Source organism: Sulfurovum sp. AR (assembly GCF_000296775.1).
Taxonomy (GTDB): domain Bacteria; phylum Campylobacterota; class Campylobacteria; order Campylobacterales; family Sulfurovaceae; genus Sulfurovum; species Sulfurovum xiamenensis.
In genome coordinates, this window is the sequence record NZ_AJLE01000001.1 from 82,832 (window position 1) to 104,863 (window position 22,032).

Below are 22,032 nucleotides of genomic sequence, written 5' to 3' on the forward strand. Positions count from 1 at the left end.
CTTTTATATAAATTAGGATACATCCGTGGGTAGCATCATTGAGAGCCATGGTAAATAAGGACCGGTATACGTGCTAAGTGCTGTTGAGAGAAAAATAGAACAATTTATAGCTGATCTGAATGATAAAGAGGTAAGTGGACTTTATGCCCAATTACCTCATGGGAAAAGACTGCGTGCAAAGCTCATTTTGAAAATAGCAGGAGGTAGTATCTCTGTTATAAAAACTGCTGCTATCGTTGAGATGATACATGCTGCAAGTTTGTTACATGATGATGTGATAGATGATGCCTATACCAGACGTTCCAAACCCTCTCTCAATGCACTTTACGGCAATAAAACAGCCATCATGCTGGGTGATGTTCTATACTCAAAAGGTTTTTTAGAGTTAAATAATATCAGTACGGATGTGGCAAAGATGATCTCCAATGCCGTTGTCCAGCTCAGTCTTGGAGAGCTCAAAGATGTTTCACTTTCCAAAACATTTAATCTGGACAAAGATCTCTATATTGAAATGATCTACCAAAAAACGGCTTCTCTAATGGAAGCAAGTGCCGGTGCTGCAGCCCTGTTGGCAGGTAAGTCCAAAGAGGCCTATATGAGATACGGGAGAAACCTGGGTATAGCATTTCAAATGATCGATGACCTGCTTGATATTACCTCCGATAGTGCTACATTGGGTAAACCTGCTTTGCATGATTTTGAAGAGGGTAAAACCACTCTGCCGTATATCTATCTCTATGAAGTGTTGGAGAGTGAGGAAAAAGAGAAATTAAAGTCACTACATGCAAAAAAGCTCTCCATAGAAGAACAATTTTGGATCAAGACGAAAATGCAGGAATACCAGGTAATACAAAAAAGTTATCAGGAAGCCAAGCTACTGATAGAAGAGGCGATCACTTTGATGAATGAAAAAGGTGAAGATGCACTCTCGAATATCGCTATGCAGATGATAGAAAGGGATTTTTAATGTATTACCAAGTGATGAGTTTTTCACACAAAAACTGTGATCAGGGTATGAGAGAAAAGTTGGCATTTGCCAATGATGAAGAAAAAATTCAAATGCTCAATCAGCTGGTCGAATTTGAATTTATCCATGAAGCATTTATCGTTTCTACTTGCAACCGTGTTGAGATCGTATTGGCAACACGTGACAACTTTTCAAGTTATCACACGATTCTGGGACTGATGAGTCAAAAGAGCGAATTGAATTTTTATGAGATCAAATCCTCAGGGGTACGTTATGATGATGAAGAGGCTGTACAGCATATTTTTTCTGTGGTCTCTTCACTGGACTCTCTGGTCATCGGCGAATCTCAGATCACAGGGCAGGTAAAAGAGGCATTTATGCTCTCTCATCAAAACGGTACGGCTGGACGCAAACTCAACCGTATCATCTCTTATGCGGTGAAGTGTGCAGCAGAAGTACGCAATGCAACGAATATCTCTCAAAATCCTATTTCGATCGCTTCTGTGGCCGTGGCACAGGCACATAAACTTTTGGGTGACAGTATGGCCGGGACGACAGCCGTAGTAGTAGGAGCTGGTGAGATGGGTGTCTTGGCCACAAAACATCTTCTTAGAGCAGGTTGTGATGTGGTGATGCTGGGAAGAGACCAAGAGAAGGTTGAAACAGTGGCAGAGACCTTGGGTGAAAATGTAAAAGCAGCGACAATGGAGAAACTTCCAAAGTATCTGAACCGTTATCGTCTGCTTTTTACAGCGACTTCAGCTAAAGAGCCGATCATTACACAAGATCTTATAGAGAATGAAGCTTTGCCAAGACTCTGGTTTGATATGGCAATCCCTAGAGATATCGAAGATATGGAGTTGGAGAAACTACAACTTTTCCGTATTGATGACCTTCGTACCATCTCTCAAGACAATCATGCACTGCGTGAAGAACAGGCAGTAAGAGCGGCAGAGATCGTTGAGAGATATAAAGAAGAATTCTATGCATGGCTTAGAGCACTCTCTATAGAACCAGTCATTAAAGAGATGAGAGAACAGGTCAATGAAGCCATAGACGCTGAAATGAAAAGGGCCCTTAAAAAAGGTTTTGTACCTGCAGATGCCGAAGCAAATATGCGCAAAATGGCAGAGCAGATGTTCAAACGTTTTTTACATGCACCGACACAGAACCTGAGACACTCTTCTACTGAGAAGAAAAATGCGAACTGCATAGAATCGATCAAAAAAATGTTCAATATAGACACAGAAAATATTGACCTGAAACAGTATAAAAATGACCATCATACAAAAGGATACAACGCGTGAGATTTTCAAGATTATTAATCCCTACAACTAAAGAGACACCTAATGATGCAACATTGGCAAGTCATATCTATCTTATCCGAGGTGGATTCATACAATCGGTAGGGGGAAGCGGACTTTATAATTTTCTGCCTTTAGGCAAAAAGATACTTGATAAAGTACATGCAGTAGTCAAAGAGGAATTGGATAAAGCAGGGTGTCAAGAGGTAAGTCTTGCTTTTGTGACACCTGCAGCACTATGGGAAGAGAGTGGCCGTTTAGAGAAGTACGGTAAGGAGCTCCTACGTTTCAAAGATCGTAAGGAGAATGACTTTATTTTAGGACCGACCCATGAAGAGATGATGGTGAACCTGGTGAGACAGACAGTAAAAAGCTATAAACAGCTTCCTTTAAATGTCTACCAGATCAACCTTAAGTTCCGTGATGAGATCAGACCACGCTTCGGTCTGATGCGCGGACGTGAATTCTTGATGAAAGATGCTTATAGCTTCCACACTTCTACAGAAGATATGCAAAGAGAATTTGCCTTGATGGAAGAGACGTACAAAAAGATATTCACACGCCTTGGACTGGAGTTCAGGGTCGTAGATGCAGACTCTGGGGCGATCGGGGGGTCTGGAAGCAAAGAGTTCATGGTATTGGCTGACTCTGGTGAGGATACGATCGTGGTATGTAACGAATGTGACTATGGTGCTAATATAGAAGCTGCTGTCGCAAAACCGAAAGCCTATGACGCTTCTACAGAGATCAAAGTGATTGCGATGAAAGCACTGTATGATGAAGGTGTCAGCAAAGTGGTACATTTTGCTTTACCTGCATCTGTAGAACTTCAGGATGTGAAAGCCTGTAATGCGGTCAATGCCAATGACCTTGTAGAATATGAAGAGGAAGCCGCGATAGTGACACTCGTGGTTGACACTGCATTGGAAGGTATAGATGACCTTACAGCTGAGGAGAAAATCTATGCAGATATCTCGGCGGTTCAAGAGGGTGATGCTTGTGCCTCTTGCAGTGGTTCATTACGTTATACCAAGGGTATCGAAGCCGGACATATTTTCCAACTGGGAACTCGATACTCTGAGCCGTTAGCTGCAAACTTCCTGGATGAGAATGGGAAATCTCAGCCTATGGTCATGGGAACCTATGGTATCGGTGTGAGTCGTCTGCTTGCGGCCATCATCGAACAGAACCATGATGATAAGGGGTGTATCTGGACAAAAGAGTCTGCTCCGTTCGATCTTCAGATCATCGTCTCCAACATCAAAGATGATGCACAAGTCACTTTAGGTGAACAACTCTATGAAGCGATGTTAGCCAAAGGTGTGGATGTGTTGCTTGATGACAGAAAAGACAGATTTGGTGCGAAGATAAAAGACTATGAGCTTATCGGTGTACCGCATGCAGTGGTCATAGGAAAGAAACTGGCAGAGGGTACCGTAGAGTTTATGACCAGAGACGGTATGCTTAAAGAAGAAGTCTCTGTAGATACCATCGTTGATCTTCTGTCTAAAAGATTTTAATATGATATTTTTGATCATTCCTTTTGCTCTTATTGAACTTTACCTTTCGCTCAAGACAGGGGAGACCATAGGTTTCTTTTGGTCAGTGGTATGGATCGTACTGAGTTTTGCTCTGGGCATGATGCTTTTACAGAAGTCATCACAAACGATGATGGGCAATATGCAGTCAATGAGACAGGGAAAACTTGACCTTAGAAGATTTCAAAATGCAAGTATGTCTTATTTTATGGCTGCGATAATGCTTATTATTCCGGGAGTATTCAGTGACCTTTTGGGAGTCATTGCATTTTTTTACTCACTTTATTTACAATTTATTGCTAAAATAACTCCCGAAGGAACAACACACTTTACAAAACAAGGAGATGATAATGTCATTGATGTCGAAATTATTGATGAGCACAGTTCTAGCAAGCGTGACTCTTAGTGCAAATGCACAGCCGGATAATAAACAATTAGTTAAATATGTGAAGAGAGCTGTGGTTAAAAACCCGCAGGTAAAAGTCAAAGGTGTCACCGTGCTTGAGTCTAAAACGGATGAAAGATTACCGGGATGGACTATTCTTTTGACGACCATGGATCTGGAGTATCAGAAAAAAGAGATCCATGCACCGGAAATGATGTTTGTAAAAGATGGACTTGTCACAGGACATTTAGTGAATCTAAAAACCGGAAATGATTATAGAGATGAGATCAAACCTAGTGTCCCCCAGAGCTATTATGATGATGCGCATCTGCTGTTTGGTAACAAGGATGCAAAGCATAAGATACTTATCTTCTCTGACCCGCAGTGTCCATTCTGTCAAGAAGTAGTACCGGCTATCTTCAAAGTATCTAAAGAGAACCCTGCAAAGATTGCAGTCTATTATTATCACCTACCGTTACTTCGTATACATCCTGTTTCAGATGTACTGACACGTGTGATGCATGTGGCACAACATGAAGGTAAAACAGATGTGGTTGAAAAGATCTATTCATTGAAGATCGACCCAAGAGAGACAGACATGACGAAGATACTTGCGGCAGTGAAAAGCCATACCGGTTATAGTGTAACAGCAGCACAGGTAGATGCAAAAGAGGTGAAAGCAGCTATGCAGGCAGATGAAATGGCTTCGAGTAAACTGATGGTCACAGGTACACCTACGATCTATATAGATGGTGAGTGGGACAAAATGCGTGATGGGTATAAAAAACTCATAAAGTAATAGAGTGGGAATATGCATAAGGCATTACCTAATGCAGAAATAGACAAGGGTAACAGTGGAAAAATTAATTATCGCGACAAGAGCAAGTGATCTTGCCCTTTGGCAGGCATATCATGTTAAAGAGAGAATCGAAACATCTTTTCCTGAGATCACAGTAGAACTGAATAAGATCACCTCTAAAGGTGACAAGATATTGGACAAACCTCTTGCACTCATAGGGGGGAAAGGGCACTTTACCAAAGAGCTGGAAGATGAGATGATTGAGGGAAATGCGCATCTTGCAGTGCACTCGCTCAAAGATGTCCCTACCTATATTCCTGAAGGGTTGGAACTGTGTGCGATTACAACACGTCAAGATCAGAGTGATGTTCTGCTCTCGCATACGTATGAAAGTCTGGATGAACTTCCTCAGGGTGCTGTAGTAGGAACCACAAGTCTAAGAAGACGAATGCAACTGCTTGAAAAACGTCCGGATCTAGTGGTCAAAGAACTTAGAGGAAATGTTAATACAAGACTCAGAAAGCTTAAAGAGGGGCAGTATGATGCAATCATACTTGCTTATATTGGACTGCATAGGCTTGATCTGTTGAAGGATATTCCTTTTGTTGAAAAACTGGATTTCTTTATACCACCGATGGGACAGGCTGCGTTGGGTATTGAAATTGTGAGTGATAATGACAGGGTTCGTGAAATTGCCATGACTTTAAATGATGAGAATTCTTATCTCTGCACAAAGTTAGAACGTGACTTTGTCTCAAAGATAGGAGCAGGTTGTTCTGCTCCTGTGGCTGTGAATGCGATCATCACAGGTGATGATATTACGGTTAAAGCGATGCTTGGATATCCAGACGGTACAAACATTATGCATAAAGCATTGATCTCAAAGGTAAGTACGTGCGATACGTTAGGCCAAGAGTTGGCTGAAGCGATGATCGCTGATGGTGCTTTGGAGGTACTCGAAAAAGCAGAAGTAATAGCATTTAAAGATGAAATGCCAGAAAGACTATAAGTAGGACATACTTATAGATCGAATGTTTTAGAAAAAAAGAGAATACTAAATGCAAGACGTAGTACAATGGCTTAAAGATAACGGCAACTTAAAGATCATAGACGAACCGCTTGATGTGGAGCTTGAGATCCCTCATGTTGCCTATGTCGAGGTAAAAACAGACAACTCTCGTCCTATCCTTTTTACCAATCCTGTGAACAAGGCCAAAGGCATAACGTATGAGATGCCTGTACTGATGAATATCTTTGCCAACAAAGATCTGACCGAAAGGATCTTCGGCAAACATCCTGATACTGTTGCAGAGGGGATCGATGAACTGCTTAAGCTCAAACCACCCAAAGGATTGAAAGCAAAGCTGGCAATGCTGCCTAAACTCTTTTCACTTAAAAATGTATTTCCTAAACGTTTAAAGTTCAAAGGAGAGTGTCAAGAGATCATCATTCCTAAAGAGGAGGTGGATCTGGACAGGTTACCTATACTGAAGACTTGGGAAGAGGACGGTGGACCCTTTATCACGATGGGACAGGTCTATACAAAAAGTCTTGACGGCGAGATGCAGAATCTGGGGATGTACAGACTGCAGCAGTATGATAAAAAGAGACTGGGGATGCACTGGCAGATACACAAAGATGCCTCTCACTTCTTTGACCAGTATCAAAAGGCCGGTAAAAAAATGCCTGTAACCGTGGCTATAGGCGGTGACCCTCTTTATATCTGGTGCGGACAGGCACCCATGCCTCATGGTATGTTTGAATTGCTTCTCTATGGTTTTGTACGCAATAAAAATGCCCAGCTGGTGAAGTCGATCACCAATGATATTTATATCCCTCGTGATGTGGATGTGGTCATAGAAGGTTTCGTGGATCCTGAAGTGATGGAGATTGAAGGACCTTTTGGTGACCATACAGGTTATTATACACTGAAAGAGCCTTTCCCTGTGATGGAGGTTGAGACCATTACAATGAAAAAGAACCCTGTATTTCAGGCAACAGTGGTAGGAAAACCGCCGTTGGAAGATAAGTATATGGGATGGGCTACTGAACGCATTTTTTTACCGATGCTTAAACCTATGGCACCGGATCTTATAGATTATAATATGCCTGAAAACGGCGTGTTTCACAACCTCATACTGGCAAAGATAAAAACACTTTATAAAGGGCATGCACAACAGATCATGCATGCTTTCTGGGGTGTGGGCCAGATGAGTTTTGTAAAACATGCTATTTTTGTAGGAGAAGATGCGCCTGAACTTGAGGAGAGTAAAGCATTGGCTACATATATACTCAATCGACTCGATCAGAGTAAAGTGCTCATCACACAAGGTATCGTGGACCATCTTGACCATTCCTCCTCTGAACAGTTCGTCGGTGGCAAACTGGGTGTGGATGCAACAGGGGATGAAGTAGAAAACGGTGTAGAAGCCTTACTTTCAGATGAAGCGCTACTTGAGAAGATACAAGAGATCAGCAGCAGTGTAGTAGGGCTGAAACAATACATGACAGAGACCAAAACACCGATCTGTGTGATCAGTGTGGATAAACAAAACTCTCAACTTGAGCTGATTCAAAAACTTAAAGGTCTTGAGAAGCATATCAAACTCCTTGTCATTGTTGACCATGCGAATAATGATCTCGATGATGCTTATATGCTCATCTGGCGTGTAGTGAACAATATAGACGCAGGTCGTGATATCATACTTAAACCATTCATAGCGATCGATGGAACGAATAAAAGTGAAGTAGACGGCTATGAAAGAGAATGGCCCGGAGATACTTTCTGTACAAAAGAGGTACTTGATAGGCTTCAGGAAAAAGGGCTTATTGATATAGATGAGGCGTTTATTAAAAAATTTGGATTGCTTCCTTTTTAATTTAATTTCCTTTTAAAGATATTGTGATAATATTTCCTTGTTAATAAAAATTATCAATAAGGAAAAACATGTTAGTAACAAAAAAAGCTCCAGACTTTACAGCAACAGCCGTACTTGCAGACGGTTCAATCGTAGACAACTTCAATCTTATGGAAAACCTAGGTGAAAAAGGTGCAGTACTTTTCTTCTATCCACTAGACTTTACTTTTGTATGTCCATCAGAGATCATCGCATTTTCTCACAGAGCTAAAGAGTTCAGAGAAAGAGGTATCAATGTAATCGGATGTTCTATAGATTCACAATTTTCACACTTCGCTTGGAGAGAAACTCCAGTAGCTGAAGGTGGTATCGGTAGAGTTGATATGCCACTGGTTGCAGACCTTAATAAGCAAATTGCTAGAGATTATGATGTACTTCTTGATGATGCAGTAGCACTTAGAGGTTCTTTCCTTATTGATGCTGATGGTACTGTTAGACATGCCGTCATCAATGACCTTCCACTTGGAAGAAACATCGATGAAATGATCAGAATGGTAGATACAATGCTCTTTACTAATGAGCATGGTGAAGTTTGTCCTGCTGGTTGGCAAAAAGGTGACGAAGGTATGAAAGCAGACACTGCAGGTGTTGCTGAATATCTTGCAAAACACGAAAACGACCTATAATCGTGTATATGTTCCCATCATTAAAGATGGGAATGTATATATCAGTGTATAGCGGTACATTGATATATGCATTGAAAGGAAAATTATGACAGATTATGCAATGCTACTTAAAAGCAGCGGATTAAAAGCTACATTTCAACGTATGAATATATTGGAAAAGATAGAAGCATATGGCCATATGTCTATTGATACTATCTATGCAGAAGTCATTAAAACACATCCATCTCTTTCACTTGCAACTGTGTATAAAAATATTATTTTAATGGTCGAGAAGGGTGTACTTGTAGAAGTGCCTATCACAGGTAAAAAGTCAAAATATGAACTTTTAAAGGAAGATCATATCCATCTGGTCTGTACAGAATGCGGAGAGGTGGAAGATAAACCGCAACACACGGTTGCAGATGAACTCTTTACTTCTATCACAAAGCAAGAGAACTTTACAATAAGTAAACAACAGATCAATCTTTACGGCGTATGTAGTCACTGTATAGATGCAGTTGCCTAAAATAGTTATAGGTTTCATTAAAACCTATAACAACTTATTTAAACAGTGCTGATCCAACCCTCACCAAATTTGATCCACATTTTATAGCCAATTCATAATCACCACTCATACCCATAGAGCAGACAGTCGCACCCTCTTTTTTTAGTTTCTCATAGATACTGTATGTGCTTTCAAAACTTTGTTGTATCAGTTTTGTATCATCACTGTGTGCACCGATTGTCATCACGCCTTTGAGATTGATCTGAGGACAGGTCTCTTTGATCGTTTGGTAGATATCCACAGCCTTTTCAGGAGTTACACCTGATTTCGTTGTTTCATTGGCTGCATTGATCTGAAGTAGGCAGTGCATTTTTGTCTCTTTTGCCAAGAGCTTTTTGTTCAGTTCTGTTGCCAATTCTATACTGTCAAGTGATTGCATAAGGGTAGGACGTAGATCTATGAGGTTATTGATCTTGTTTTTTTGGAGAGAACCGATCATATGCCACTCAAGCGGAAGCTCTTCGAGAGCATGCATACGCTCTTTGAGCTGTTGTACCTGATTTTCACCAAAGGCCCTCTGTCCCAGTTCATAGAGTGTAGCAATATTCTCCAGTTCAGTGTATTTGGCCACGGTGACAAGTTTTACAATGTGGTGTTCACTTACTGCGATACGTGCTTGTTCTATGTTCCATATCACTTCATCAAGATTTGCTCTTAAATGCTCTTTATCAAGTATCATATTTCTTATCCTTTCTAATGAATTACCTGCACGGCTATGCTTCCACTTAGACCATTTTGGTTTTTAGCCCCAAAGTCTATTGATATCATTATACAATCCTAACATCATAAGAGAGATGAGTATAGCCCAACCTACCAATGTGATGATATACATCACTTGTTCACTGGCAGTTCTACCCGTTAACATCTCGTAGAGGTTAAACATAATATGCCCACCGTCCAGTGCAGGTATAGGAAGCAGGTTCAGTACTCCAAGATTGACCGAAATGAGCGCGGTAAAGAAGAAAAGAGCCAGTATACCTGCATTACTCGCTTGGGCAGTGACATCCACGATAGTGATGATACCTCCGAGTTTATCTGTACCGACCACTCCGGTGATCAGTTTTTCTACACTCTCTACGATGAGCAAAGAGGCTTTTTTTGTTTCATCCCATGCATACACCAATCCATCTATCAATCCGAAGTAGACCGTCGTTTGTTGTCCCGATGGACTGATTCCGATGATACGTCTGGTGATCTTTTCTCCAAAGATGTTTCTGTCCTCTATGACCTTTGGTATGAGTTGCAGTGTAATGAGCTGTTCTTCACGTTCTACGACGAGGGTAATGTCACCTTTATCTCCGTTAATGTTCTCCCCGATCTCTTCCCAGTACTGGATATTGTGAGCATTGACTTGAATGATCTTGTCATCCTTGGTTAACCCCGCCTTGAATGCAGGAGTATCTTTTCCTATTTCACCGACATATGGCAAGAGTTTCGGGACACCAATGTTCGCTATCGCAAAGTAAAGCAGAAAAGCCAGCAGGAAATTGGCAAAAGGTCCAGCCAATAATATGATGATACGCTGCCATGGTTTTTTTACATTGTACGAATCTTCATCATAAGAGACCGCATTAGGATCAGTGTCATCCTGTCCTTTCATTTTGACATATCCGCCTAGAGGTATAGCAGAGAGACTCCACTCCGTTTTTCCTATCATCTTGGAGTAGAGTTTTTTACCAAAACCTATGCTAAAGACATCCACCTGTACACCAAAAAAACGTGCGGCTGTAAAGTGCCCAAGTTCATGAAAAAAGATCAGTACCGACAAGACCAAAAGTGCAATTATAATGCCCATAAAATTCCTCTGTTCAAATATTATGAATTATATCCAAGTGTTGTAAAAAGTTGATATAGATTAAAACTATAATGAAAAATTTTTGTTAAAATAAATGAGAAGGATAAAAAGATGAGCGAACAGAAAAATGTAGAAGAAAATATGATACCAAACGATGAAGATGAAGTCTTAGAAGTCAGGGAGGGAATTATAGTAGAAAAAGAGTCTGTAGAAGCACCTATTGAGCCTAGTCCCATCTCGGGAAAAACAACAAAGTACAGTAAGGCAAAAAGTCTTATCAAGAAAGCAAAAAATATAGTGGATAATACATCCAAACGTATAGATGCCTGCAGACATATGTATGAATCTAACCTGAAAGCATATGAGGAGGCTAGATCAACACTGCAGCAAGGTGGTTTTGACGCGAGTGTGTCTTTGCTAAAGCAATTAAAGTATCAGGTCCTATGTGAGGAAGCAGAAAAGCCGGTAGTTGTATTTAGTACTCAAGAAGAATGGAAGCCTTTTAGACTTAAAGATATTTCAAGTGGCAGGATCACAGGACTTTTTTATGCATTACTCGGAGGCATAACTACGGCTGTAGGAATGTTTTATATAGCCACTGAAAAGTTAGAGATGATACTTGATGTCAGGAAAGTACCTTCAGAAAATGAGATAGAAAGTATCTTAGCATGGTTTAGTACTATTATCGGGGTGCAGGAAGATGTTGCCATTGGTACAGGTGTATTGGGATTTATAGTACTATCGGTCATGATTTTTATCTATAAAATACGGATGAGTTTGAAAGCCAGAAGTAATCTTCATTTGGCTGTTAAACAATTTGTTGAAGCAGAACTTTATGCTGTGCAAAAAGATGATTGTAAAGAGAAGATGGAGAAGATAGATACACATGTACAAGATATCATAGGTACCTTGAAAGCCTATCAGATTCTTTTGAACGAACAAAAAGGAAAACTGCAACGTATTCTTTATTTTGAAGGGGAGAAAGAAAAAGGTGCAATGTATCATGAGAGGTCATTGGCAGAGATAGAGGATACAAAAGGGCTTATAGAATCTATAAGTGGTGTATTAAACGTTCCTATAGTAGTAGATGAAAAAATTACTGATGAAAGTATACTTGCTTTACAGAATGCAAAAGATAAACTATATATATTTATTAAAAGGTTTTAGTGATAGGTGTGTACTGTTATTTGTGAGAAGATCATTTGGGATAAAGCCCGAACACTCTCCGAAGAGAGTGGCGTATTCAAACGGGTTTTTAGGAGACTACAATGTTGGATTAAAACTTGTAGTTTACGTATAGTTCAAGCTGATTTACATCAATAGGATTATCGTTGATATCCGTCCAAACAGTACTTTCAGTATTTGTATAAACAATACCAGCATCAATCGCATCTGTGATGTCATACCCAAGCACTACATCAAATTCATAACTGTCATTGTCATAATCTGCATAAGAAACTTCAGTAGCGATATCCATGATCGTTGTTGCAGCAGCCACTTTAAATGCATCAATATCTTCACCTGATGCTAATTGATTAGCTACTGTAGAGTTCCATTGGTTAGTGTAAAGTGAGTTCCATCCAACAAATCCTGTTGCATTATCATTTAAACTGTTGTATGCTGCACTTAAGTCAAACCCTGCTACTGATGTAGATACCATCACACCATATGCTGTTGCATCCGTAACTCCAGCTGTATCATAGCTAGTATCTACGTATTGACCTTCAAGTTTGAATGAACCAAAATCGTAACCAAGATCAGCATAAACTTGAGTATATTTGTCAGGATTGCCTGCTTCTGCACCTGCATCGATATTATAGTACCAAACGCTACCACTGATCGTTTTGTCATCATAGGCTGCACCAATTGTCCAGTTGTCTCCATCAAGTGAACCACCGAATTCACCAGAGTTGTTAGCTCTATGTTTAGTTACATATGATCCAACAAGAGTTACATTTTCTATAGAACTGTTCATTACAGTATACGCTTCAAATGCACCCGGTGCAAGCAACCAATCATAGCCTTGTAGCATTGGTGTACCAAGTAATTGACGACCTGCTACCAAAGTAGTGTCTTCATAGGTTGCTGTTAAGTTCGCGATTTGGAAGAATGCACCTCTTTTATCACCATCTTCGAAGTATCCCCATGTATCTGCGTTCATCGTATTGATGTACCCAACAGCTGAGAAGTTTGCTGTCAACCAATCAGTAAATTTATGTGATACATCCAGTGTTGCGCCAAAAGCTAATTGTGCATGGTCTCCGAACATATCATCAGGGTAACCAGAGCCAGTAGGATCATACTCACTATCATCAGTAATGTAGTATCCTGTTAATTTACCGCCGAAAGTTGTAGCTGACGCCGCTTCAACAACTGGAGCCTCAACAACCGGTTCTACAGGAGCGATGTCTCCGCCTGCAACTGCCGAGCTAACAGCTAAAGCTGCTACTAAACTTAATTTTGTCCATTTCATGTTTTTTCCTTGTTTTTTAATTTGGATAAGTAAGTGTAACATGAACGTTAACGGAAAATAAACGGGAATGTGATTAATTTTTAATCAATTTAATGTGTAGAAGTATGTTTGAAGAAATCTCTGACATATTCATAGCCAGAGTAGAGAGTTAATGCTACAGCAGTCCATAAAAGAAGTTCAGCACCCGGCCACTGCATCAGTAAAAAACCTATAGCGACCATCTGTGCTACTGTTTTTACTTTACCCATCCATGATGCGGCAATGTCAAGGCCTTGACTTACTGCAGATACTCTAAGGCCTGTAATGAAGAGTTCTCGTGTGAGTATAAGAAAGATTGCCCAAGGCGAAGCAGACCCAAGCATCATGAGTCCTAAAAAGCCTGCCAATGTTAACATCTTGTCTGCCAAAGGGTCAAGTATCTTACCCATAGTGGTGATCTGGTTGAAAGTACGTGCGATGTAACCATCAAAAAAGTCTGTAGCAGAGGCTACCACGAAAATAAAGGCTGCAAAGTAGTTGAGCCAAGAAGGGTGTATACCTTGAAAGAGTGATGCATCCTGGTTGACCAGAAAAAGGAACATCACGGGAGCAAGAAGAAGACGGATAAATGCTAAGATATTTGGGATATTAAAGATCTGGGCTTTACTCATCGTCTAACTCCTTATACTTCCTCATATTTGAAGTGAGGTGTTGTTTATCTCTTCATTTTTTTTAGAAAAAAACGAAGCAAAAAAAAGCGTCACTACTCTCAAGTCACTACGCTTTCAAGGGTGTTCATAGTGACAAACACGCATTCGCGTGATTTATAGAAATGGAGAAGGATATCTCCTTAACGGAATGTAGTTCCACCGTCAACAACTAAAGTTTGGCCTGTGATCCATGATGCTTCATCCGTACAAAGAAAATAAACAGCACCGGCAAGGTCTTCAGGGCTTCCCATTCTGTTTACGGCTGATCGTTTAATGGTTTCGGCTTTGACCTCTTCATAGTTGGTGAAGGCTTTTAGTGCATCTGTATCGATAGGCCCACCGGATACTGCATTGACCCTGATACCCATCTCTCCCAGTTCAACAGCAGCATAACGAGCCATAGCTTCAACCGCTGCTTTATTGGTACCATGACCTGCATAGTTTTCGATGTAGATAAGGTTACCTGTTGAACTCAGTGTTACGATGGCACCGCCACCTACTTTTTCCATACGTACGGCAGCTTCTTGTGAACCACGTACAAATGCACCTACCGTGGCAGTATAGATGTTGGTTAAACCTTTTGAAGGTCTGAGTTTCATGAATTTACCATAACCACCTACGACCGGACGGCCGTAGATCATAGCATTAGATACAAAGAAATCGACTCTGTCAAAGTCTTTATCGATCGCTTCAAACAGAGGTTTGAATTCATCAAGTTCTAATATGTTCAGTGGGTATGCTCTTGCCTTCACACCGTATTTGCTCTCAAGGTCTGCAGCGATCTTATCGGCAGCTTCTTTGTTAGAGTTATATGTAAATGCGATATTTACACCATTCTGAGCAAATTTTTCGGCTACGGCTTTACCGATACCCTTGGTTGCTCCTGTGATGACAAGTGTTTTACCTTTCATTTCTGACATATTATGCTCCTACTATATTGTATTTTTTCATGACTTCTTCGATCTTTTTCATATTTTTACTGCTTGGAGGTACAAGAGGTAATCTATATTCGAGTGTATCGATCAGTCCTGCGATATACATCGCGGCTTTGATCGGAATAGGATTGCTTTCACAGAAAAGCACTTTGTTGATCTCAAAAAGTTTATCATTAATGGCTTTAGATTTTACAAAGTCACCTTCAAGCGCTGCATGAGTAAGTTCTGCTTTCATATCTGGTAAAAGGTTGGAAGTGACAGAAGTGATCCCCTTTCCTCCACTGGCTAAAATAGGAAAATCGATAACATCATCACCAGAGAATACATAGAGGTCAGGTATTTTTGCCAAAAGTTCAACTGTTCTTTCTATAGACCCTGTTGCTTCTTTGATACCCATAATGTTCTCTACATCATCATAGAGTCTTTTCACTGTATCGGGTAAGATATCTACACCTGTACGTCCCGGTACATTATAGAGCATAAAAGGTACTTTTACGGCAGAAGCAATCGCTTTATAATGTTGGTAAAGTCCTTCCTGACTTGGTTTATTGTAATAAGGACTCACAGAGAAGATTGCATCTACACCACATGCTTCAGCATGTTTGGCGATGTCAATGGCTTCATGCGTCGCATTGCTTCCTGCTCCAGCAAGGACTTTTGTCTCTGTGCCTTTACAGACTTCAACAGCTATCTCAATACATCTTTTGTGCTCATCATGACTTAGCGTCGCACTCTCACCTGTCGTTCCTACAGGACATACCGCATCGATCCCATGCGCTATTTGTCTTTTGATCAGTGTTGCATAGGTTGCTTCATCCAATGTACCATTTTTAAATGGAGTGATCAGTGCAGTGGTCGCACCTGTAATATAGTTACTCATCTCTACTATCCTAGTTTTTTTTCAAGATCACAGTTGTTGAAAAATTGTGATCAAAATACTTTTTAGCGGCATCGCTAATATCTTTGAGCGTAATTTTATCCAATTTCTCTTCATATTCAAGTAAAGGCTGGATATTTCCCTTGACATAGTAATCTCCATAGAGCCCTGCAACGGAACTTGAACTCTCTAAAGAGTAGATAAATTCTGCTTTTGTATTGATCTTGACCTTATCTAGTTCGGCTTGTGTGACATCACCGTTTTTGATCTTTTCAAGTTCAGCAAGGATCTCTTTTTCCAAAGTATCCAAAGATGCTTGAGGTGAACACATCGCCATTATGAGAAAAACACCAGGGTCTGCAAGTTCCATATTGTAGCCATAAACCTGGTTTGCCAGTTGCTTTTCATTCACCAGTGTTTTTTCGAAACGTGAACTTTTCCCGGCACTGAGTATATGGCTGATCGCAGAAAGCACTACCTGGTCATCATCTTCATAGTTGGGAATGGAATAGGTGATCGCAAGGGTATCGACCTGATTACTCTCTTTATGAAGTACAGCTCTCTTTGCACCATCTATTTTAGGTTCAACAGCAGTGACCTTTGGGATCTCATGTTTATTTTGTATGTGTCCAAAATATTTTTCTGATTCTTTAAAGACCTCTTCAGGTGTGATATCACCAGCTACAACTAAAATGGCATTACTTGGTTGATAATAACGTTGATAGAAGTCTCTTATATCTTCTATCTTCCATGAGAGAATGTCTTCCATAAAACCGATCGGTAGCCAATGGTAAGGGTGGTAGGTAAAATGTGTATTGAAGACCCTGAAGTAAAGATAGCCCATAGGGTTGTTATCTGTTCTAAGACGTCTCTCTTCAGCAACCACATCACGCTCTTTTTGAAACTCTTCATCGGTGAGTTTCAGGTTATGCATCAGTTCAGAGAAGAGGTCAAGACTGAGTGCCAGGTTCTTACTGGCAGTTTTAATATAGTAGTGTGTTTTGTCAAAACCGGTGGCTGCGTTATTGACACCCCCGCGACTTTTGACGATCGTGTCAAATTCACCCTCTTTGAGTTTATCTGTAGATTTGAAAGAGAGATGCTCCAGCATATGAGCCATACCGCTTTTACCCATCACTTCATTTCTACTTCCTACTTTGTAGTAGATATCTGTCGTGATAACACCTGAATCGTTATCCATAGGGATGACAACGATCTGCATGCCGTTATCCAATGTTTTTGTAAAATGTTCTGGCAATGAATTGGCCATTGATACTCCTGTTGTGATCATACATCCGATGATAAATGTATATGTAAAGTGCCTGAGGCTTTTTAGGCTCATTTGTAATCTGCTCCGATGGCTTCGCTGATATGTTTATAACCATCTTTTTGTAAGAGTTTAATTAAACCTTCATTGATCTCTTTGATCAGTGCCGGACCCCTGTAGACAAGCATACTGTAAACCTGTACCAAAGAGGCACCGGCTTTGATACGTCTGTAGGCTTCTTCTGCAGAGTCTATACCCCCTACAGAGATAAGTAGGGTCTTACCATACAGCTCTTTACCTATGGCTTTGAAGAGCTGGTATGATTTTTCTGTCAGCAGTGCCCCTGAGATACCACCGAAGTCTTTGGCATGCGGTGTCAAAGAGTAATCGATCGTTGTGTTGGTAGCGATGATACCTGCAGCACCTGCTTCGACCGCTGTTTTACAAAGAGCAATGGCATCTTCTGCTTCCATATCCGGAGCAATTTTAAGCAGCACAGGCTGTGTGGTGATCTCTTTTGCCATTTTAAAGATAGCCTTGATAAATGCCTCATTTTGAAGATCTCTCAGACCCGGTGTGTTTGGAGATGAAATGTTGATCACAATGTAGTCACCATAATTTTTAAATGCTTTAAAGAGTGTTTCATAGTCATTGAGTGCTTCATCTTCGGGAGTCAGTTTGTTTTTTCCTATATTGATACCCATAGGGTAATCAAAGAAGTAGAGTTCTTTAAGACGCTGCAGCATGTAGTGGCTGCCTTTGTTGTTAAATCCCATAGCATTTTGTATGGAGTTGTCTTCAATGAGTCTAAAGAGTCTCGGTTTGACATTACCATCTTGCGGTTTGGGTGTCACGGTACCTATCTCTGTAAATCCAAACCCCATGGTCGGCATGGCGGTAATGTACTGACCGTTTTTGTCAAATCCTGCTCCCAATCCTACAGGATTTTGAAAGGTACGTCCAAAGATCTCCTGTTGGAGGATAGGATGTGTAACAAAGTTCTTGTTCTTCACATAACGCAGTAGTACAGGACAGTGAGCAATAGCTCTAAGTCCAAGTCCGGCAACAGTGTGTGCTGTCTCAGGATCAAGTTTAAAAAGGATTTTTTTGAGATTTTGGTAAGAAAAAAGTGACAAAGAAGACTCCATAGTTATAGTGTGCTTATTATAGCAAAATAATCAAAAAAAGTAATGTAAAGAGAGGCTTACACCCTGCATAGTATCGAGTGGATCGAGAGCTGATACTTTATAGTAATGATAGGAAAGATCTACATCCATCGTTGCCGTGGCATAGATCAGGAATCCGAAATTGCCTCCATAGTAAATCCCGTCATTGTCTGAAGAAGTGTCCTTCTCATAGTGAAGATATCCGACAGTGGCACCCAAATAAGGTCTTACTTTTGGTGTGCCAAAGAGCTCATCAAGGAGTATTTTATCTATTTCTATTGCAAAAGTTTGAAGATCATTATTACCAGAGAGTGTAAATACGGTACGCCAATCCAGGGATTGCTTACCATAGCGAAATCCCAGAAGCGTTTCATTCTGGCTGGATGTCTGGTCTAGAGATTTCATATCTATGGAGTGTGTGGCCAGGGTTGCCCCTATGAAAGGAAATTGTTCACTCTCCTGCTGTGCAGAAAGCAACGTACATAAAAAAGTAAAGAGGAGGGTGAATCGTAACATATTATAAACTCCCTGATAATTTTTGATAGGTTGGACACTCTTGTAACAAGGTTTGATGTGAACCCCTGCAGATGATCTCTCCTTTTTGGAAGACCAGGATGGTATCGGCATCTTCTATGGTGCTTAATCTGTGTGCGACAGTGAAAGTGATCATTTCTGATTTTAGCTCATGCAATGCTTGTTGTATCAGGGCTTCACTTTTGTTATCTAGTGCAGAGGTCGCTTCATCCAGTATGAGAATATCCGGGTTCTTATAGAGTGCACGAGCCAGAGCGATACGCTGTCTTTGTCCTCCGGAAAGGTTGTCACCGCTTTCAGATAAAAGTGTGTGTATGCCGTCATCTAATTTACTGATGAACTCCATAGCATAGGCTTTCTCCAGTGCCTCGACCACACGTTCCTCATCTATCTCTTCACCGTAAGCGACATTGGCTGCGATGGAGTCGTTAAAGATGTAGATACGCTGTGTCACATAGGCTATCTTTTTATGTAACGAAGTGAGTGTGAAATCCTTGTTCTCCTTACCGTTGATGAAGATCTTTCCATCACTAGGGTCATAGAAACGTACCAGCAGATTGACCAGTGAACTTTTACCCGCACCACTGTCACCTATCAATGCAATGGATTCACCTTTTTGGGCTTGAAGCGTGATATGCTTTAATGCCGGAATCTCATCGTAATGGAGTGAAACATTTTCTAACGTGATCGTTTCAATAGGGGCTAAAAGTTCGTTCCCTCCTGATGTGATGTCGGGTTTAGTATCAAGCAGTTCCTGCATACGTGTATTCGCAGTGATGGCATCTTGTGCTTGATTGTAAAGGGTTGAAATACGTTTTATGGGATTGTAAAGCATGAAGAGTGCGGTAGCAAAGGCAAAGAATGCACCTACGGTCATATGCCCATCAATGACTTCTTTCCCTCCAATATAAATAACAGCACCGATGGCAACAGAACCGAGAATTTCCATAACCGGTGAAGTGAGTGCATTGGTTCTTATCTGCTTCATGATAAATCTAAAAACATTCTGGTTTTCAGTAGAAAAACGTTCATGTTCATAAACTTGAGAGGAGTGAGATTTAATGACTTCAATATTAGATAAGATCTCACCAAGTCTCGAGGTCATATCTGCTGTACTTTCTTGGGAAAGCTTGGAATATTTACGCATTTTTTTAGCAAGTTTTGACAGTGGAAAGACAGCTATTGGCATGATGATCAGAAAATAAAAGGCAAGTTTAGGACTTTGATAAATAACATATCCTGTTAATGCAACAATGGTTAACCCTTCTCTTATAAGGTCGGGGATAATTTGAGCCACTACGGATTGTATACGTGATATATCATTGGTTACGCGTGAGAGTATCTCTCCAGTATGCATCTTTTTAAAAAATGTCATATCAAGATAGGTGAGATGCAATACCAGTGTATCCCGTAGTTTTCTCACTACATCTTGACCAATATACGAAGTATAATATGTTTGTACATATTTTCCTATACCCTGAAGCATAAAAACACCAACCAACAGAAAAGGCATGAGGGTAAGCATAAATACATCTTTATTAATGAATACATCATCAAGCACAGGTTTAATGAGATGTGCACTACCTGCTGTTCCCACTGCAACAGCGATCATCCCAAGAATGGCAAAGAAAAACTCTCTTTTGTAGCCTGCTAAATAGGGGAGATACTGTCTGAGAAGGTCTTTCATTACGCTTTTTCCCAAAGTGTGCCATCAGGAGTATCCATGATAGATATCCCCAGAGCTATCAGTTCATCTCGTATGGCATCTGAGCGTGAAAAGTTTTTTTCTTTTTTTGCTTCACTGCGTTCGGAGAGCAGTGTTTCTATCTGTTGCTTTAATGCTTCATCTACGCCAATTTGGAAATAAGAGAAAGGCTCTTTCCCTCCAAAGCCAAGCAGAGTATCGATAAATTCGATGTTTGCCAAAGTCTCTTTTTTAAGGGCTTTGTCTTTTGGATTGTTATCTAAGGCATCATTCGTTGCAGCTACCATTTCATCTATGACCGCAAGGGCTATGGAGATGTTGAGGTCATCGCTCATCGCATCAAGCAGTGCTTTTTTGAAAGTTTTATTGACTGCAGAAGCTTTCCCCGGACTAACACGTTTTTTCAGTCTGTAGAGCTTGTCGAGTCTTTTTTTAGCGGTCAGTAGATCTTCTTCGTTAAAATTAAAATCATTCCTGTAGTGTACCGAGTTGAGGTAGTAACGAAGGATCTCTCCATCATAGACCTTGAGAGCATCTTTGAGAAAGAAGCTGTTGCCCAGAGATTTACTCATCTTTTCACCGTTTATTTGAACAAAACCGTTATGCATCCAGTACTTTGCCAGTTCATGTCCTGTGGCACAGCGGCTCTGTGCTGCTTCGTTTTCATGGTGAGGGAAGAGCAGGTCGGCACCGCCTGCATGGATGTCTATACTGTAATCCTGTGTGCCATGGTCATGCGAAAAGTGCTTTTCTATCATCGCAGAACACTCTATGTGCCATCCCGGACGTCCTGAAGAGAAAGGTGTGTCAAAACAGATATCTTCATTTCCTTTACACGCTTTCCAGAGTGCGAAGTCCTTGGGATTTCTTTTTTCCGAAGTGTGCGCCACGCGGCTCTGGTTGTCCTCATCTTCACCTACCTGGTGTGATATCTCTCCATAATGTGGATCCTTACTTGTATCAAAGTAGACATCACCTGTGGAGATGACATAGGCGATATCTTTATCGATCAGTGTCTGTATCATGGCTTCTATCGCATGCAGGGATTCTGTGGCCTTTGGCTCGATATCGGGACGCTGTATACCAAGTGCTGCCATCTCTTCAAGGTAGCGGTCGATGTAAAATGAGGTGAGCGCTTCCATGCTTTTACCCGTTTCTTCCACTTTTTTGATGATCTTGTCATCAATGTCGGTAAAGTTCTTCCCCAGTGTGACTTTGTATCCAAGGGCTTTGAGCGTACGGGAAAGGAGGTCAAAAGAGAGGCTGCTGCGTGCATGGCCCAAATGTGCATCATCATAGACAGTAGGCCCGCAAACATAAATGCTTGCTTCCCCTTTACGGATGGGTTTAAAAGGAAGTTTTGTTTTTTGTACGCTGTCATAGATGTGCATAGTAATTGCTGGACCTTTAATAGATGTAGTGCTGTGATTATAGCTAAAAGTTGATTAGAAGAGATTACGTACAGGTTTTGTCTGAAGCTTTATGAAACACATAGACGAAAAAAAGAATG

21 protein-coding genes are annotated in these 22,032 nt (G+C 40.7%); 10 read left to right on the forward strand and 11 right to left on the reverse strand.

The window, feature by feature from the left end:
- Positions 1 to 70: 70 nt before the first annotated feature.
- The 9 genes from SULAR_RS00400 (at position 71) to SULAR_RS00440 (ending at position 9,042) form a co-directional block, all read left to right on the forward strand.
- Positions 71 to 967, forward strand: coding sequence for a polyprenyl synthetase family protein (locus SULAR_RS00400; RefSeq protein WP_008241789.1), 897 nt, complete (start codon positions 71 to 73; stop codon positions 965 to 967).
- Entirely contained in the window at positions 967 to 2,274 is a 1,308-nt protein-coding gene (gene hemA, locus SULAR_RS00405; RefSeq protein WP_008241797.1) for a glutamyl-tRNA reductase, read from the forward strand. Before SULAR_RS00400 ends, hemA begins: the two co-directional genes overlap by 1 nt.
- A complete protein-coding gene (gene proS, locus SULAR_RS00410; RefSeq protein ID WP_008241798.1) occupies positions 2,271 to 3,791 on the forward strand; it encodes a proline--tRNA ligase in 1,521 nt (506 codons plus the stop codon). Before hemA ends, proS begins: the two co-directional genes overlap by 4 nt.
- A gap of 1 nt (position 3,792) precedes the next feature.
- A complete protein-coding gene (locus tag SULAR_RS00415) occupies positions 3,793 to 4,215 on the forward strand; it encodes an FxsA family protein (protein WP_008241799.1) in 423 nt (140 codons plus the stop codon).
- Positions 4,160 to 4,993: a thioredoxin domain-containing protein gene (locus SULAR_RS00420; protein ID WP_008241800.1), complete on the forward strand. Its 834-nt coding sequence runs from the start codon at positions 4,160 to 4,162 to the stop codon at positions 4,991 to 4,993. The genes SULAR_RS00415 and SULAR_RS00420 overlap by 56 nt, the downstream gene beginning before the upstream one ends.
- A gap of 55 nt (positions 4,994 to 5,048) precedes the next feature.
- A complete protein-coding gene (gene hemC, locus SULAR_RS00425; RefSeq protein WP_008241801.1) occupies positions 5,049 to 6,002 on the forward strand; it encodes a hydroxymethylbilane synthase in 954 nt (317 codons plus the stop codon).
- 49 nt (positions 6,003 to 6,051) lie between these two features.
- Positions 6,052 to 7,872 carry a menaquinone biosynthesis decarboxylase gene (locus SULAR_RS00430; RefSeq protein ID WP_008241802.1) on the forward strand — a complete coding sequence of 607 codons (1,821 nt, stop codon included), beginning with the start codon at positions 6,052 to 6,054 and terminating at the stop codon, positions 7,870 to 7,872.
- A 68-nt stretch (positions 7,873 to 7,940) separates the two neighbouring features.
- Positions 7,941 to 8,537 (forward strand): peroxiredoxin, encoded by a 597-nt coding sequence (locus SULAR_RS00435; RefSeq protein ID WP_008241803.1) that lies wholly within the window; start codon positions 7,941 to 7,943, stop codon positions 8,535 to 8,537.
- An 85-nt stretch (positions 8,538 to 8,622) separates the two neighbouring features.
- The gene (locus tag SULAR_RS00440; protein WP_008241804.1) at positions 8,623 to 9,042 is read left to right on the forward strand and encodes a Fur family transcriptional regulator; all 420 of its coding nucleotides are present in this window, start codon (positions 8,623 to 8,625) and stop codon (positions 9,040 to 9,042) included.
- A gap of 34 nt (positions 9,043 to 9,076) precedes the next feature.
- Here the strand turns inward: SULAR_RS00440 and SULAR_RS00445 are convergent, their stop codons facing one another.
- Both SULAR_RS00445 and rseP read right to left on the reverse strand, forming a co-directional pair.
- Positions 9,077 to 9,760, reverse strand: a complete 684-nt coding sequence (locus SULAR_RS00445; RefSeq protein WP_008241806.1) for a YggS family pyridoxal phosphate-dependent enzyme — start codon at positions 9,758 to 9,760, stop codon at positions 9,077 to 9,079.
- Positions 9,761 to 9,823: 63 nt separating this feature from the next.
- On the reverse strand, positions 9,824 to 10,876 hold the full coding sequence (gene rseP, locus SULAR_RS00450; protein WP_008241813.1) for an RIP metalloprotease RseP: 1,053 nt from the start codon (positions 10,874 to 10,876) through the stop codon (positions 9,824 to 9,826).
- A 111-nt stretch (positions 10,877 to 10,987) separates the two neighbouring features.
- Between rseP and SULAR_RS00455 the strand changes: the two genes are divergently transcribed.
- On the forward strand, positions 10,988 to 12,043 hold the full coding sequence (locus SULAR_RS00455; RefSeq protein ID WP_008241815.1) for a hypothetical protein: 1,056 nt from the start codon (positions 10,988 to 10,990) through the stop codon (positions 12,041 to 12,043).
- A 109-nt stretch (positions 12,044 to 12,152) separates the two neighbouring features.
- Here the strand turns inward: SULAR_RS00455 and SULAR_RS00460 are convergent, their stop codons facing one another.
- The 9 genes from SULAR_RS00460 to cysS form a co-directional block, all read right to left on the reverse strand.
- Positions 12,153 to 13,349, reverse strand: a complete 1,197-nt coding sequence (locus tag SULAR_RS00460; RefSeq protein WP_008241817.1) for an OprD family outer membrane porin — start codon at positions 13,347 to 13,349, stop codon at positions 12,153 to 12,155.
- A gap of 89 nt (positions 13,350 to 13,438) precedes the next feature.
- Positions 13,439 to 13,999 (reverse strand): CDP-diacylglycerol--glycerol-3-phosphate 3-phosphatidyltransferase, encoded by a 561-nt coding sequence (gene pgsA, locus SULAR_RS00465; RefSeq protein ID WP_008241819.1) that lies wholly within the window; start codon positions 13,997 to 13,999, stop codon positions 13,439 to 13,441.
- A 179-nt stretch (positions 14,000 to 14,178) separates the two neighbouring features.
- On the reverse strand, positions 14,179 to 14,958 hold the full coding sequence (locus tag SULAR_RS00470) for an enoyl-ACP reductase (RefSeq protein ID WP_008241821.1): 780 nt from the start codon (positions 14,956 to 14,958) through the stop codon (positions 14,179 to 14,181).
- A 1-nt stretch (position 14,959) separates the two neighbouring features.
- Positions 14,960 to 15,853 carry a 4-hydroxy-tetrahydrodipicolinate synthase gene (gene dapA, locus SULAR_RS00475; protein ID WP_008241822.1) on the reverse strand — a complete coding sequence of 298 codons (894 nt, stop codon included), beginning with the start codon at positions 15,851 to 15,853 and terminating at the stop codon, positions 14,960 to 14,962.
- A 10-nt stretch (positions 15,854 to 15,863) separates the two neighbouring features.
- Positions 15,864 to 17,120, reverse strand: a complete 1,257-nt coding sequence (locus SULAR_RS00480; RefSeq protein WP_008241825.1) for a pitrilysin family protein — start codon at positions 17,118 to 17,120, stop codon at positions 15,864 to 15,866.
- Positions 17,121 to 17,188: 68 nt separating this feature from the next.
- Complete coding sequence (locus SULAR_RS00485; protein ID WP_008241827.1) at positions 17,189 to 18,253, reverse strand: quinone-dependent dihydroorotate dehydrogenase; 1,065 nt, start codon at positions 18,251 to 18,253, stop codon at positions 17,189 to 17,191.
- A 42-nt stretch (positions 18,254 to 18,295) separates the two neighbouring features.
- The gene (locus SULAR_RS00490; protein WP_008241829.1) at positions 18,296 to 18,799 is read right to left on the reverse strand and encodes a hypothetical protein; all 504 of its coding nucleotides are present in this window, start codon (positions 18,797 to 18,799) and stop codon (positions 18,296 to 18,298) included.
- Position 18,800: 1 nt separating this feature from the next.
- On the reverse strand, positions 18,801 to 20,504 hold the full coding sequence (locus tag SULAR_RS00495) for an ABC transporter ATP-binding protein (protein ID WP_008241830.1): 1,704 nt from the start codon (positions 20,502 to 20,504) through the stop codon (positions 18,801 to 18,803).
- Positions 20,504 to 21,913, reverse strand: coding sequence for a cysteine--tRNA ligase (gene cysS / locus SULAR_RS00500; protein ID WP_008241832.1), 1,410 nt, complete (start codon positions 21,911 to 21,913; stop codon positions 20,504 to 20,506). Before cysS ends, SULAR_RS00495 begins: the two co-directional genes overlap by 1 nt.
- Positions 21,914 to 22,032: the final 119 nt, after the last annotated feature.

Excerpts from the sequence above, each read along its gene's own strand:
- SULAR_RS00455 (WP_008241815.1), top strand. The coding sequence starts at position 10,988 with ATGAGCGAACAGAAAAATGTAGAAGAAAATATGATACCAAACGATGAA.
- SULAR_RS00435 (WP_008241803.1), top strand. The coding sequence starts at position 7,941 with ATGTTAGTAACAAAAAAAGCTCCAGACTTTACAGCAACAGCCGTACTT.
- SULAR_RS00445 (WP_008241806.1), bottom strand. The coding sequence starts at position 9,760 with ATGATACTTGATAAAGAGCATTTAAGAGCAAATCTTGATGAAGTGATA.
- pgsA (WP_008241819.1), bottom strand. The coding sequence starts at position 13,999 with ATGAGTAAAGCCCAGATCTTTAATATCCCAAATATCTTAGCATTTATC.
- SULAR_RS00470 (WP_008241821.1), bottom strand. The coding sequence starts at position 14,958 with ATGTCAGAAATGAAAGGTAAAACACTTGTCATCACAGGAGCAACCAAG.
- SULAR_RS00430 (WP_008241802.1), top strand. The coding sequence starts at position 6,052 with ATGCAAGACGTAGTACAATGGCTTAAAGATAACGGCAACTTAAAGATC.
- SULAR_RS00480 (WP_008241825.1), bottom strand. The coding sequence starts at position 17,120 with ATGGCCAATTCATTGCCAGAACATTTTACAAAAACATTGGATAACGGC.
- SULAR_RS00420 (WP_008241800.1), top strand. The coding sequence starts at position 4,160 with ATGTCATTGATGTCGAAATTATTGATGAGCACAGTTCTAGCAAGCGTG.
- SULAR_RS00490 (WP_008241829.1), bottom strand. The coding sequence starts at position 18,799 with ATGTTACGATTCACCCTCCTCTTTACTTTTTTATGTACGTTGCTTTCT.
- cysS (WP_008241832.1), bottom strand. The coding sequence starts at position 21,913 with ATGCACATCTATGACAGCGTACAAAAAACAAAACTTCCTTTTAAACCC.
- SULAR_RS00415 (WP_008241799.1), top strand. The coding sequence starts at position 3,793 with ATGATATTTTTGATCATTCCTTTTGCTCTTATTGAACTTTACCTTTCG.
- SULAR_RS00495 (WP_008241830.1), bottom strand. The coding sequence starts at position 20,504 with ATGAAAGACCTTCTCAGACAGTATCTCCCCTATTTAGCAGGCTACAAA.
- SULAR_RS00440 (WP_008241804.1), top strand. The coding sequence starts at position 8,623 with ATGACAGATTATGCAATGCTACTTAAAAGCAGCGGATTAAAAGCTACA.
- dapA (WP_008241822.1), bottom strand. The coding sequence starts at position 15,853 with ATGAGTAACTATATTACAGGTGCGACCACTGCACTGATCACTCCATTT.
- hemA (WP_008241797.1), top strand. The coding sequence starts at position 967 with ATGTATTACCAAGTGATGAGTTTTTCACACAAAAACTGTGATCAGGGT.
- SULAR_RS00460 (WP_008241817.1), bottom strand. The coding sequence starts at position 13,349 with ATGAAATGGACAAAATTAAGTTTAGTAGCAGCTTTAGCTGTTAGCTCG.
- rseP (WP_008241813.1), bottom strand. The coding sequence starts at position 10,876 with ATGGGCATTATAATTGCACTTTTGGTCTTGTCGGTACTGATCTTTTTT.